The following is a 13,121-nucleotide window of genomic DNA, read 5'->3' as shown; positions in this document are numbered from 1 at the left end:
AAACTTTTCGTAAAGCGAAGTAAAAGCACGCTAAATCATTGTATGCTTTTTCATAAATAACGACAAGATGATTCTGCAAAATTCACGAAGAAGTGATAAAATAAGCCTGTTAAGGAGTGAATAGTAATGAACGAAAATAATTTCCCTTTTCCGTCTGATGGAAAAAGGTATTACACATGGAACCGATATTTACGAAATATATTTGATATGAAAATCTTTAAAGTTGCACTTGATGCAGGCTTTGATTGCCCAAATAGAGACGGTACTGTCGCATTTGGTGGCTGTACATTTTGTAGCGTTGCAGGCAGTGGCGACTTTGCTGGTGATAAAGTAGATCCAATTCCAATGCAATTTGAAAAAATAAAAGGCAAAATGCATGAAAAGTGGAAAACCGGAAAATATATCGCTTATTTTCAAGCGTATACAAATACACATGCGCCGCTTCCTTTATTAAAAGAAAAGTTTGAAGCTGCATTAGCACTAGAAGGTGTTGTAGGTATCTCGATTGCCACTCGTCCCGATTGTTTACCAGACGATGTTGTCGAATACTTAGCAGAGTTAAATGAACGAACTTATTTATGGGTAGAGCTCGGCTTGCAAACTGTTCATGAAAAAACAGCTAAACTCGTCAATCGTGCGCATGACTTCCCTACATATGTAGAAGGTGTCGATAAATTAAGAAAGCATGGCATTCGCATTTGCACACATATTATTAATGGACTACCGCTTGAAAACCGTGAAATGATGATGGAAACGGCTAGAGAAGTAGCAAAGCTCGATGTACAAGGTATTAAAATTCATTTGCTTCATCTACTAAAAGGAACTCCTATGGTGAAGCAATATGAAAAAGGAATGCTCGAATTTATGGAAAGAGATAGCTATATTCAACTTGTTGCCGATCAATTAGAAGCGCTCCCTCCTGAAATGATCGTTCACCGCATTACAGGCGACGGTCCAATTGACTTAATGATTGGCCCAATGTGGAGTGTGAACAAATGGGATGTGCTGAACGGAATTGATGCAGAGCTCGCAAAAAGAGAAAGCTATCAAGGAAAATATTATCAAGAAATTGGTGTTATTAAATGATTTTAAAAAGAGTGTTACCTTTTTCACAAGAATTACTAACTAGAGTTATTGAACCTGGAAATTCGGTTGTCGATGCGACTGCTGGAAACGGGCATGACACTGTTTTTCTTGCGGAGCTTGTTGGCGAAAAAGGACATGTCTATGCGTTTGACGTACAAGTAGAGGCAATTCAATCAACGGCGGAAAAACTTCAACAAGCAAATTTAGAAACTAGAGCAACGTTGATTTTAGATGGTCATGAAAATGTAGCTTCTTATGTAGAAACGGAAATAGCAGCAGCAATATTCAATTTAGGATATCTACCCGGAAGCAACCAAGAAATCGTAACGAAAGGAGCTTCCACCATTCAAGCAATTGAAGCTATTTTACATAAGCTGAAAATTGGGGGAATCATTGTGCTTGTAGTTTACCACGGACATCCAGGTGGGGAAGATGAAAAAAATTCATTGATGGATTATGTAAGGGAGCTTCCTCAATCATATGTTCATGTTCTTTCCTACCAATTTTTAAACCAACAAAATAATCCACCATTTATCATTGCACTAGAAAAAATGAAGGCAAAATAACTTTTGTCTTCTTTTTTTGCATATATTTCAAAAGCATGGAGAAGCTAAGAAGAAATGCGTTAGTGCCTATTTCTGCCCCGACAGACAAATTCTTCTGCGACCAGTAACCGCAGGAGCAAAATTCTTTCCGCGACGAGTAACCGCAGGAGCAGAGTTCTTTCTGCGACGAGTAACCGCAGGAGCAAAATGGGGAGAAGCGAGGAGGCAGTTCCCCAGCCACCGCAGCTTTTTCACATTTGACCCCGAGGGGCTAGGCACTGAAGCTAGACAACTACTAAGTAGGAAAGCTTATATTTTCTTAGTTAGTAAAAAAAGGAGAATCTCCATGCCTAAAATTGCTTCGATTAGTACATATAATCCTCCCTACTCATTAGACCAAAAGAATATTGAACAACTAACAAAAGAGCTATTCCAAAACAAAATTGACCAGCTTGATCGATTATTAAAAGTTTTTGAAAATGGCGATATTGAAACAAGGTTTTTTTGTGTCCCTTTAGAATGGCATCAAAAATCGCATAATTTAGAAGAAAGAAATGATATTTACGTCGAGTTAGCGACTAAATATAGTGTAGAAGTGATCCGTACTTGTCTTGAAAATGATATCTTTTTAGAAAATCCCGTCCATCCAAATGAAATAGATGCCATTATTTTCATTAGTAGCACCGGTATTTCTACTCCGAGTATCGATGCTCGTGTTATGAACCATTTACCTTTTTCCGACCGCTTAAAAAGAATTCCTATTTGGGGGCTTGGTTGCGCTGGAGGAGCTGCTGGAATTAGCCGTGCGTTTGACTACTGTAAAGCATTCCCGACCGCAAAAGTGCTTGTCGTTTGTGTGGAGCTTTGCAGTCTCACCTTTCAACCAAATGATTTCTCTAAAAGTAACTTAATCGGTGCATCGTTATTTGCTGACGGTGCTGCTGCTGTTTTAGTATGCGGAGATGAAGTAACGTTACCAAGTAAAAAAAATCTCCCTTACATTGTTCAAACTGCTTCTAAATGGATGCCAGATTCAGAAAATGTTATGGGCTGGAATATAAAAAATGATGGCTTTCATGTTGTTTTTTCGAAAAGCATTCCAAATGTTATTTCAAGTTGGCTAGGACCATTCATTGATCAGTTTTTATCCGAACAGCATGTAACAAAACAACAGCTTTCTCATTTCATCGCACATCCTGGCGGTAAAAAAGTGTTAGAAGCATACGAACAAACATTACAATTTACTTCAGACAAAACAGATATTTCTAGAAATGTACTTAAACATCACGGGAATATGTCATCTCCAACTGTCCTTTATGTATTAGAACAATTTTTACTGCAAGAAAACAAAAAAGATGATCTTGGACTACTAGTAGCACTAGGTCCCGGCTTTTGCGGAGAAGCGTTATTATTGGAATGGAGGGATTAACATACTTTTTTCAATTATTATTTCCCTGGTAATAATGCAAAGAATTTTGGAGGTTTTTATTGCCAAGCGCAATGAAAAATGGATGCTTGCTCAAGGGGCATACGAAGTTGGGGCTTCCCATTATTCTTATATGATTGCACTCCATGTTAGCTTTTTTATAAGTCTAATAGTTGAAGTTATTTTTTTCCAGCAAAGCATTTCTCCATTATTTCCTTTGTTTTTTCTCATTTTTTTATTCGTACAGATTATTCGATTTTGGTGTTTGCAGGCATTAGGGCCCTATTGGAATACAAAAATTATTATATTACCGAATGCTAACGTTGTGAAAAAAGGACCGTACCTTTTCTTTCGTCATCCAAATTATGTAGTTGTTTGTATCGAAATTGCCCTGTTGCCTCTTATGTTCCAAGCATATTTTACTGCACTTGTCTTTACATTATTAAATCTTGCAATGCTTTCTGTTCGAATACCAGCTGAGGAAGAAGCACTAATACACGCTACTAATTATGATGAACAATTTAAAAAGAAGATTTCAGCTTCTTAGCCGAAATCTTCTTTTTATTATTTTGCGCTATTTGCTGCTTCTTCAACCGCACGTGCAACATGATGATGAAGTGTTGGATCTAGTGGGTTTGGTATAAGCTCGCCTTGTTTTGTGTGGTCTACAATTGCAAGAGAAGCTGCAATAAGCGTTGGATATGTGATCTCTTTTGCTCCAGCATCTAAAGCACCTTTGAAAATGCCTGGGAAACCAATAACATTATTGACCGAACGACCATCTGCTGCAAATGCTGCTCCAGCCGCAATTGCTACAGATGGAAGAATTTCTGGGTTCGGGTTAGACAACGCTAAAATAATTTGACCTTTACGTACCATTTCAGGCTTAATCAGTCCCGATACTCCAGTAGTAGCAACGATAATGTCACAACTCTCCATCATTTCCTCTAAAGTAGCTTTTGTTTTCCCACCATAGTTAACCAGGCGATCAGTCGCGTCTTCTTGACGATCAATTCCATATACTTCCTCCACACCATAAGCCATTAACATACGGCAAATAGCAAGTCCTGCTGCTCCAAGACCAATTTGACCAATTACTGCTTTTTTCGGGTCAACTCCAGTTGACTTACATGCAGAAATCACTGCTGCTAAAGCAACAACTGCTGTTCCATGCTGGTCATCATGCATAACTGGAATGGAAAGTTCTGCTTTTAATCGTTCTTCTATTTCAAAACAATGAGGAGATCCGATGTCTTCCAATAAAATCGCTCCAAAGCCTTGGTGAATATGTTTGACAGTTTCCACAATTTCATCTGGATCACTTGTGTTCAATAAAATCGGCACACCGCTTAAACCAACAAATTGATCTAGCAATACTGCTTTCCCTTCCATTACAGGCATACCTGCGACAGAACCGATATTCCCTAAACCTAAAATGGCTGTTCCATCTGTGACAATCGCAACACTAGTACCGATAGAAGTGAAATAATTTGCTTTCTCCGGGTGATTAAAAATTTCCATACAAACGCTTGCAACACCAGGAGTGTAAATGCGTTGTAAATCTCCAAGTGAACGAACGTCCACTCTTCTCTTCATGGCAATTTTTCCGCCTTCATGCGCTTTCAATACATCGTCTGTTACCGCAAGAATCTTCACTCCGCCACCAATTGCTTCAATATTACTGATCACTTGTTGTAGTTGTACTTCCGACTTACATGTAACGGAAATATCCCGAAGAGTCGTTAATGCACCACTTTTCAGTGTTGTAATATCACCAATATCTCCTTCAGCAATACCGATAGCTGTAGCTACTTTTGCAAAGTTCCCTGGTTTTGAAGGTGTTTCTATAATGATGTTACGAATAATATGTTGGTTAATCATGTATATTCCCCTTAGCTTTCTTTTAATAATTTCTTAATCATAGCATAAAAGCCTTTTTTCATAAATGAAAAAAGGCTTTTTTATTATTAGTTGAATAATAATGATACAAGTGCTAGTGGCTCAATATATTGACCGTCCTTGTAAACACGCATATTTCCGCCAGAAATTTCATCTATTAGAATAATTTCATTTGTTTTAGTATCTCGTCCAAATTCTAGCTTAATATCATATAAATCTAACCCTTTTGCAGCTAGATCTTCTTTCACTAATAGCGAGATTTGTTGCGTTAGTGTTTGCAATATATCATATTCTTCTTCCGATAAAATAGATAGCATCGATAAAGCTTGCTTCGAAATTGGCGGATCTTGACGATCATCATCTTTAATCGTCACTTCTACAAATGCATCTAACGCTTGTCCTTCTTCACAATATGCACCATATCTGCGTAAAAAACTTCCTACTGCTTTGAAACGGCAAATTACTTCTAATCCCTTACCAAACACTTTTGCCTCTTTTACAGTCATTGTTGACTCTTCCACATTCGATTCGATGAAATGAGTAGGAATTCCTTTTTCGAACAACTGCTCGAAATAATAAGTAGTCATGCGTAGAGCAGCTTTTCCAGCTCCATCAATCGTTAAGCCAACTGTGTTTGCACCAGGATCAAATACGCCATTCTCTCCAGTTACATCATCTTTAAATTTCAATAAAACATCGCCATTATCCAATTTGTAAACGTCTTTTGTTTTCCCTTGATATGTAAGATTCATTTTTTTAACTCCTTCTAAATTTCTGTTCTTATTTTACACCTAACCTCGTTTTCAAACAATATACCCGATAGATCTTAGAACATTATTTATAAAAGCATCTGAGTAAGCAAAAATTTCTTCTCTTTCTGGCTCTTGATATAAATCATGTAAACAACTTTTCCATTCTTTAAACTGATATTCGGAAAGCTCCTGTTTTTTTATCCACAAAGCAGTTGTTTTAATATCTGTAATTTTATCTCGCTCACCAGTCATCAATAAAACAGGCACATTCGGAATCGATTCCGATGATTGTGTGACGCTCTTCATCAGCATTTGCAACTCTTTATACCATGTATTTGTAACGATTGTTTGAAAGGCTATATCATCTTGAAATTGTTGATACACTTCGTAGTTACGCGTAATATCTTTAAACTGAATGCCATGATTGATCTTTTGTGGAACAGATATTTTAGCTAATGCATTCGCCCATTTAGAAGGCAACTTTTTCAGTTGCAACCAAGGTGAAGTTAATATGACGCCTGCGTATTCAATTTGAAGTTTTTTCATTACTTTCATTAATATGGTTGCACCTAACCCATGACCTAGAATAAAGATAGGTAAGCCATAAGTAACGGCAACTTCTAATGCTTGTTTTATATATTCTTTATATTCATCAAAAGCCTCATCATGAATGCCTTTTCTTTGTTCACCATGACCTGGCAAATCTCCCATAACAATATGACAATTAGAACTTCTAAGTTTTTCAATGAGCCATGCATATCTTCTATGATGTTCATATGCACTATGAACAATAACAACTACTGCTTTTGGCTTTTCTTCTGTTTCCCACTTCCACATGAACATCACCTCTTCTTTATTAGATATTATTCCCTTACATACAATTGTTTGATACGATTAATTATATTCTACTTTGATAAGGAGTGTGTACTAATTGATTTATCCATATAAAGACAAAAGTCCACAAATTGACGAAACGGTATTCATCGCTGATTATGTCACAATTACTGGAGATGTGACAATCGGACAAGAGTCTACAATTTGGTATAATACAGTAATTCGAGGGGACGTTGCTCCTACAATTATTGGACAAAAAGTGAACGTTCAAGATTTATGCTGCTTACACCAAAGTCCAAATAAGCCTCTTATTTTGGAAGATGAAGTAACAATTGGACATCAAGTAACATTACATAGCTGTATTGTCCGCAAAGGTGCACTAGTCGGAATGGGTTCGATTATTTTAGATGGTGCAGAAATTGGTGAAGGTGCTTTTATTGGAGCAGGCAGCTTAGTGCCTCCTGGAAAGAAAATTCCACCGAACTCGCTTGCAATGGGCAGTCCAGCAAAAGTTGTGCGTGAGTTGACGGATGCAGATAAAGAAGACGTCCAACGCATTATTCGGGAGTATGCCGAAAAAGGACAGTATTATAAGTCGTTACAGGGTAAATAACAAAGACATAATCATAACAAAAGCTGCCGTTTTCACGGCAGCTTTTGTTATTATAGTCCTACTTTTTGCTTTAAAAGCTCTGCTTTGTCTATTTTTTCCCATGGTACATCGATATCTGTACGACCGAAATGACCATATGCAGCAGTTTGTTTGTAAATTGGACGGCGAAGATCAAGCATTTTAATAATACCTGCTGGACGAAGATCGAATAGTTCACGAATATGTGATACTAATTGCTCCTCATCTACTTTACCTGTTCCAAAAGTATCAATTGCAATCGATACTGGTTGAGCTACACCAATTGCATAAGCAAGTTGCACTTCACAACGATCTGCAATTCCAGCAGCTACGATATTTTTAGCAACATAACGTGCAGCATAAGCAGCAGAACGGTCTACTTTTGTTGGATCTTTACCAGAGAATGCTCCACCACCATGACGAGCATAACCACCGTAAGTATCAACAATAATTTTACGCCCTGTTAAACCTGCATCCCCTTGAGGTCCACCAATAACAAATCGACCTGTAGGATTGATAAAGTATTTTGTATTTTCATCGATTAATTCCGCTGGAACAATCGGACTTATAACGAGTTCTTTTAAATCTTTTTGAATTTGTTCTAAAGTAACTTCTGGACTATGTTGTGTAGAAATAACAATCGTATCAATACGCACTGGATTATTATCATTATCGTATTCTACTGTTACTTGCGTTTTACCATCTGGACGAAGATAGTCTAGCGTTTCATCTTTACGAACTTCCGCTAAACGGCGAGCTAACTTATGCGCTAAACTAATTGGTAATGGCATAAGTTCTGGTGTTTCATTACAAGCATAACCAAACATAAGACCTTGGTCCCCTGCTCCAATTGCTTCAATGTCTGAATCTGACATTAAACCTTCTCTTGCTTCGAGTGCTTGATCAACACCTTGCGCTATATCTGGAGACTGTTCGTCAATTGCAGTTAATACAGCAGACGTTTCAGAATCAAAACCATATTTCGCACGAGTATAACCAATTTCTCTAATAGTAGAACGTACTACTTTTGGGATATCTACATATGTAGATGTTGTAATTTCTCCTGCAACTAATACAAGACCAGTTGTCACAGTCGTTTCACAAGCGACACGTGCATTTGGGTCCTCTACTAAAATTGCATCTAGAATTGCATCTGAAATTTGATCACAAATTTTATCTGGATGCCCTTCTGTTACTGATTCCGACGTAAATAATCGGCGCTGTGTCATACATAATTCCTCCTATATCCTGCGAGATTTCTCTCAAGAATTGATACGGTACTCATTCCCATGTCAAGCTGCTTTGGACTTGGCACACAAGGATTAAAGGGCGATGTTATAAAAAAAAACCTTTCACTCACATATATATACATGAGGAAAGGTTATTAATATCATAAACACCTTTCACTCTTATCAATCAAGGAATTTCACCTTGTCTCAGGTTTGGCACCTTTGCAATTAAACTTACTAATTACAGGTTGCCGGGTTTCATAGGGCCTGACCCCTCCACCAGCTCGGGATAAGAGTATCCGTTCAATTCATCATCATACGTAAATACGTAACAGAAGTCAACTATTTTTTTGTTAGCATTTTATTCACAAAAGAAAAATATTAACTTCATTAGTATAGACTAATTACTTTAATGTGTTATACTATTTCACATATCTAGAAAAACTTCCTCTTTTTTAGAGGAAATATAAAAAAAGGATGGTATATTCAAGATGAATTCAATCGATACTGTGAGTGAACTGAAAGAATTGTTAGCAGGAAATAACGTTAGCAGCCAATTGTCAGTGCCACAACTTGTGGAAAAAGCTACAACAAGAGGAGAAGCTGTTTTAACTTCTACTGGTGCAGTAAAAGCCGAAACAGGGAAATATACTGGCCGCTCCCCACAAGATAAGTATATAGTAGATGAAGCTATTTCAAAAGACAAAATCGATTGGGGCTCAGTAAACCAACCAATTTCTTCTGACGTTTTTGATGCTCTATATAAAAAAATGATTAACTTCTTAAACAAACAAGACGAAATCTTCGAGTTTAAAGGATATGCAGGGGCAGATAAAGAATCACGTCTAGGTATTCAAGTAATTAACGAATACGCTTGGCATAATCTTTTCGCTCATCAGTTATTTATCCGTCCAACACAGGAAGATCTTGCTACACATACAACAGACTTCACTATTCTTTCTGCTCCTAATTTCAAAGCGGATCCTGCTGTAGATGGTACCCGTACAGAAACGTTTATCATTGTATCAATGGAAAAACGCACTGTGTTAATCGGTGGTACTGAATATGCTGGTGAGATGAAAAAATCAATATTCTCTATTATGAACTATTTGCTTCCAGAACAAGACATTTTACCAATGCACTGCTCTGCAAATGTTGGAGATGACGGGGACGTTGCATTATTCTTTGGTTTATCAGGTACAGGTAAAACTACCCTTTCTGCAGATGCTGGCCGTAAATTAATCGGTGATGACGAGCACGGCTGGTCTGATAATGGCGTATTTAATATTGAGGGTGGTTGTTATGCAAAATGTATCGACCTAACTCGTGAAAATGAACCTCAAATTTGGGATGCTATTTCATTTGGAACAGTATTAGAAAACGTAGTGGTAGATGCCGAAACACGCGTTGCTAACTATGCTGATAATTCATTAACAGAAAATACTCGTGCTGCTTATCCAATTCAATATATCGAAAATATTGTAGAGCCTTCTGTTGCTGGTCACCCAAATACAATTATTTTCTTAACTGCTGATGCATTTGGCGTATTGCCTCCAATCAGTAAACTAACGAAAGAACAAGCAATGTACCATTTCTTAAGCGGATTTACATCTAAACTTGCAGGTACAGAACGTGGAATTACATCTCCACAACCAGTATTCTCAACATGCTTTGGTTCACCATTCTTACCATTACATGCAACTGTATATGCAGAAATGCTAGGGAAGAAAATTGATGAGCACGGCGCACAAGTATTCCTTGTAAACACTGGTTGGACTGGTGGAGAATACGGAGTTGGTAGCCGTATGAAACTTTCTTACACACGCACAATGGTTCGCGCTGCAATCGAAGGAAAATTAAACAATGCAGAAACAGAAAAAGATTCTGTATTTGGTTTAGAAATTCCAAAACAAATTGAAGGCGTTCCAACAGAAGTATTAGTTCCTCGTAATGCATGGGCTGATAAAGCTGCATATGATCAAAAAGCAACGGAACTTGCTCAAGCATTCCGTAAAAACTTCACAAAATTCGGTACCGTATCAGAAGCAATTTCTCTTAAAGGTGGACCTTTAGCTTAAGTAAGAAATGCGGAAGCACCTTGCTCAGCCCCGAAAAGTAAATGACGGTTTCTGAGGAGGTAGCTTTCCAGCCACCGCAAGAAATTGGCATTTAACCTCGAGGGGCTAGGCGCTGAAGCTAGACAATGACTTAGTTGAAAAGTATATATTTCTTAATATCTCAAAAAACTAGCATATGAAATTTTATGCTAGTTTTTTTATTCTATATAATCCTCATAATAGTGAGAACTTGAAGACTCCGGAAATAATGCGATAAATTTCTCTGCCTGCTCTTCATCCACTTTGTACACTACTATTTCAGAGCCATAATGCCCGACTTCCAACCGTTCCTCTCCATTCACTTGAAAAAATAACGTAAACCACTTTAAACCGCCTCTTGGATCAACGGAGTGCTCTTTTAAAAAAGCACGGTTACCTTCTGTTAAACTTATCGTAAATAATGTAATCAGACCTTCTTTTATTGTAAACTCTGCTATCGAATCCAATTCTGTAATTGCTTCTGTTTCTTCATTCCAACAGTGAATGACCACACTTTGAAATACGTTTATATAATCTTCCCACATATTCAGCCAGTAACTAGTATCCTCTGCAAATGCAGTCTTACTATCAGAACTAATTGCCGGTAAATGTATCGCCACTTGCCCCATACGATCACACTCCCTGTCTTTTCATCCATATACAAGCATCCTTCACAACTTGCCGATTCACTTCACTCGGAAAAAAATGCGTAAACTCTGGATAATACCAAGTTTCTACTACTTTTTCATTTTCTAATAAGGATTGTTCTAATACTTTGGCATGCTCGAAAGAAACATTCGTATCTAATAATCCGTGAATAAGGAGTGTCGACGCATGAATTTCCTGTATAAAAGCGAAAGGATTTCGAGCTTCATAAGCTTCCGCATTATTCGTCGGAGTACCACCAATAACCCGCTTCATCATCCTTCTCATATCTTGACGTTCTTCATATGTCAAATAAATATCAGAAACGCCTGCCCACGTAACAACGGACTGAATGTCATTTCTTAAAATCGCCGTCCAAAGGGCCATTATTCCCCCTCTGGAAAAAGCAAATACATGCATTCGATCTGGCATACAAAATTGTTTTAAAACATCCACACCATACACAGCATCCCAGCGATCTTCCCCCGCAAATTCATCTTTCCCTTCCCCACCACGATTTCCACGATAATAAGGGGCAAATAAAACAAAACCTTCCGAAGCAATTTGCGCAATTCTAGCTGGTCTTACCATTCCAATTCCTTGCATGCCACCCCGTAAATACAAAATTCCTTCGTAGGGCCCTTCTTTTTTTGGCATAGCGAGCATCCCTTTCACTCTTAGCCCACAAGACCAATACGTAATTTCCGTTAAGTTAACACGTGGATTTGGAGAAGGATAAACACGCATTTTTTCAATTATTCCATTTGCCTTCATACGCACTCACCTTTTCTAAAATGGCCTGCATTCCTGCGTCTTTCATATGAAAACTCAAATGGTCACAGCTTACCAATTCTTCATACGTCAGCCACACGGCACCTTCTGTTTCAAAATTCGTATGTTCTATATTAATATGGCCAACATTTGCTATAAATACTACTTTGCAAAATGGCTTTTCCTCATGCACCATATATTCTGCAATCCACTGGCAATTAAATATCTCCACATTTGTTTCTTCCAATGCTTCTCTAATAGCTGCTTCCACCAATGTTTCATCATCTTCCACTTTTCCACCTGGAAACTCGATGCCTCGTTTCGGATGCTTTGTTAATAACCATTTATTTTCATGTTTCGCTAAAACAAGAACATGCATTGCTCTTATAGGAAATACATCTTTATCAAATGATAATTGTACTTGAATATCGTTTAGATCCTGGAAAGTAATCAAAATTAGCTCCCTCCTTTATTCTTAAAGTTTATCACAGGGAACATTATGATATTGAACTACATCACAATATTCCAATAAACAAGCATTATCCCTATATCCGCTAAGCTATGGCTTACAATTGATGCCGTGATTGATTTTAATTGAATACGGAAAATCCCCCACATAATTCCTGCCAAAAAGACAGGAATAACTGCAAGTGCATTGAATGGGAAGCTAAAAATTTCAATAACTACGATCAAATGATACAAACTATAAAAAATAGACGTAACGAAAATCGTCTTCACACTCCCTATTTTATGTACAAGTCGAGAATGCATAAACTCTCTCCAATACAACTCCTCCAAAATTGGATTGATAAAAATTAATACAAATATTAATAAAATAACTTTCGCCCCGTTAAAATCCCACTCCACTAAAACCTGCTGCAATTCCGGTATATTCAATACAGACGACTGAAAAAAGAAGACAAAGCTATAAATCGCCACTAAACAAATTACTCCACTTATAACTCCTACTAACAACGATTTTTTCGTTAGAGGGAGTTTTAGTGTATATGTACTTTTCTTATTCCAAAAAATAAAGACAAGGGGGACAAATAATAACCAACCATAAAAAAGAAAAAAAGTAATCGTAACATTTTGCAAAATCGGCAACCCCACCATTATCATGAGTGTAGGCCCTACCAATAAAATAAGTTGCTTTATCATATTCCCACCTACTTCATTCCCCATATTTCTTCCTATTTTACCATAT

14 protein-coding genes and 1 riboswitch are annotated in these 13,121 nt (G+C 37.4%); of the genes, 6 read left to right on the top strand and 8 right to left on the bottom strand.

Going from position 1 to position 13,121, the window contains the following annotated elements; genetic code table 11:
• Nucleotides 1-126: 126 nt before the first annotated feature.
• From mnmL to RUH95_RS19070, 4 genes are all read left to right on the top strand, one after another.
• Nucleotides 127-1,086, top strand: a complete 960-nt coding sequence (mnmL, locus tag RUH95_RS19085) for a tRNA modification radical SAM protein MnmL/YtqA (RefSeq protein ID WP_313894494.1) — start codon at nucleotides 127-129, stop codon at nucleotides 1,084-1,086.
• Entirely contained in the window at nucleotides 1,083-1,652 is a 570-nt protein-coding gene (mnmM, locus tag RUH95_RS19080; RefSeq protein WP_313894493.1) for a tRNA 5-(aminomethyl)-2-thiouridylate-methyltransferase MnmM, read from the top strand. The genes mnmL and mnmM overlap by 4 nt, the downstream gene beginning before the upstream one ends.
• A gap of 325 nt (nucleotides 1,653-1,977) precedes the next feature.
• Nucleotides 1,978-3,060, top strand: coding sequence for a type III polyketide synthase (locus tag RUH95_RS19075; RefSeq protein WP_313894492.1), 1,083 nt, complete (start codon nucleotides 1,978-1,980; stop codon nucleotides 3,058-3,060).
• Between the two features lie 34 nt (nucleotides 3,061-3,094).
• Nucleotides 3,095-3,604 (top strand): isoprenylcysteine carboxyl methyltransferase family protein, encoded by a 510-nt coding sequence (locus tag RUH95_RS19070; RefSeq protein ID WP_313894491.1) that lies wholly within the window; start codon nucleotides 3,095-3,097, stop codon nucleotides 3,602-3,604.
• Nucleotides 3,605-3,621: 17 nt separating this feature from the next.
• On the opposite strand, the gene RUH95_RS19065 is transcribed toward RUH95_RS19070, so the two are convergent.
• The 3 genes from RUH95_RS19065 to RUH95_RS19055 all read right to left on the bottom strand — a co-directional run bounded on the left by RUH95_RS19065 (nucleotide 3,622) and on the right by RUH95_RS19055 (nucleotide 6,545).
• Nucleotides 3,622-4,938, bottom strand: a complete 1,317-nt coding sequence (locus RUH95_RS19065) for an NAD-dependent malic enzyme (protein ID WP_313894490.1) — start codon at nucleotides 4,936-4,938, stop codon at nucleotides 3,622-3,624.
• Between the two features lie 86 nt (nucleotides 4,939-5,024).
• Entirely contained in the window at nucleotides 5,025-5,708 is a 684-nt protein-coding gene (locus tag RUH95_RS19060) for a phosphoribosylaminoimidazolesuccinocarboxamide synthase (RefSeq protein ID WP_313894489.1), read from the bottom strand.
• 51 nt (nucleotides 5,709-5,759) lie between these two features.
• On the bottom strand, nucleotides 5,760-6,545 hold the full coding sequence (locus RUH95_RS19055; RefSeq protein ID WP_313894488.1) for an alpha/beta hydrolase: 786 nt from the start codon (nucleotides 6,543-6,545) through the stop codon (nucleotides 5,760-5,762).
• 94 nt (nucleotides 6,546-6,639) lie between these two features.
• On the opposite strand from RUH95_RS19055, the gene RUH95_RS19050 reads away from it, so the two are divergent.
• Nucleotides 6,640-7,155 (top strand): gamma carbonic anhydrase, encoded by a 516-nt coding sequence (locus RUH95_RS19050; RefSeq protein ID WP_313894487.1) that lies wholly within the window; start codon nucleotides 6,640-6,642, stop codon nucleotides 7,153-7,155.
• A 50-nt stretch (nucleotides 7,156-7,205) separates the two neighbouring features.
• On the opposite strand, the gene metK is transcribed toward RUH95_RS19050, so the two are convergent.
• Entirely contained in the window at nucleotides 7,206-8,402 is a 1,197-nt protein-coding gene (gene metK / locus RUH95_RS19045) for a methionine adenosyltransferase (protein WP_313894486.1), read from the bottom strand.
• Between the two features lie 177 nt (nucleotides 8,403-8,579).
• A riboswitch (SAM riboswitch) is annotated at nucleotides 8,580-8,698 on the bottom strand.
• A gap of 195 nt (nucleotides 8,699-8,893) precedes the next feature.
• On the opposite strand from metK, the gene pckA reads away from it, so the two are divergent.
• Entirely contained in the window at nucleotides 8,894-10,480 is a 1,587-nt protein-coding gene (gene pckA, locus RUH95_RS19040; protein WP_313894485.1) for a phosphoenolpyruvate carboxykinase (ATP), read from the top strand.
• Nucleotides 10,481-10,677: 197 nt separating this feature from the next.
• On the opposite strand, the gene RUH95_RS19035 is transcribed toward pckA, so the two are convergent.
• From RUH95_RS19035 to RUH95_RS19020, 4 genes are read right to left on the bottom strand one after another with little or no spacing between them, the layout of a single operon-like run.
• Nucleotides 10,678-11,127 (bottom strand): hypothetical protein, encoded by a 450-nt coding sequence (locus RUH95_RS19035; RefSeq protein ID WP_313894484.1) that lies wholly within the window; start codon nucleotides 11,125-11,127, stop codon nucleotides 10,678-10,680.
• 4 nt (nucleotides 11,128-11,131) lie between these two features.
• Nucleotides 11,132-11,917, bottom strand: coding sequence for an alpha/beta hydrolase family protein (locus RUH95_RS19030; protein ID WP_313894483.1), 786 nt, complete (start codon nucleotides 11,915-11,917; stop codon nucleotides 11,132-11,134).
• On the bottom strand, nucleotides 11,895-12,368 hold the full coding sequence (locus RUH95_RS19025; protein WP_313894482.1) for an NUDIX hydrolase: 474 nt from the start codon (nucleotides 12,366-12,368) through the stop codon (nucleotides 11,895-11,897). The genes RUH95_RS19030 and RUH95_RS19025 overlap by 23 nt, the downstream gene beginning before the upstream one ends.
• A gap of 56 nt (nucleotides 12,369-12,424) precedes the next feature.
• Nucleotides 12,425-13,099: a CPBP family intramembrane glutamic endopeptidase gene (locus RUH95_RS19020; protein WP_313894481.1), complete on the bottom strand. Its 675-nt coding sequence runs from the start codon at nucleotides 13,097-13,099 to the stop codon at nucleotides 12,425-12,427.
• Nucleotides 13,100-13,121: the final 22 nt, after the last annotated feature.

The organism is Psychrobacillus sp. (assembly GCF_032154225.1).
Lineage (GTDB): Bacteria > Bacillota > Bacilli > Bacillales_A > Planococcaceae > Psychrobacillus.
The sequence above is the reverse complement of the archived record's forward strand: the minus strand, read 5'-3'. Positions and strand labels throughout refer to the sequence as shown.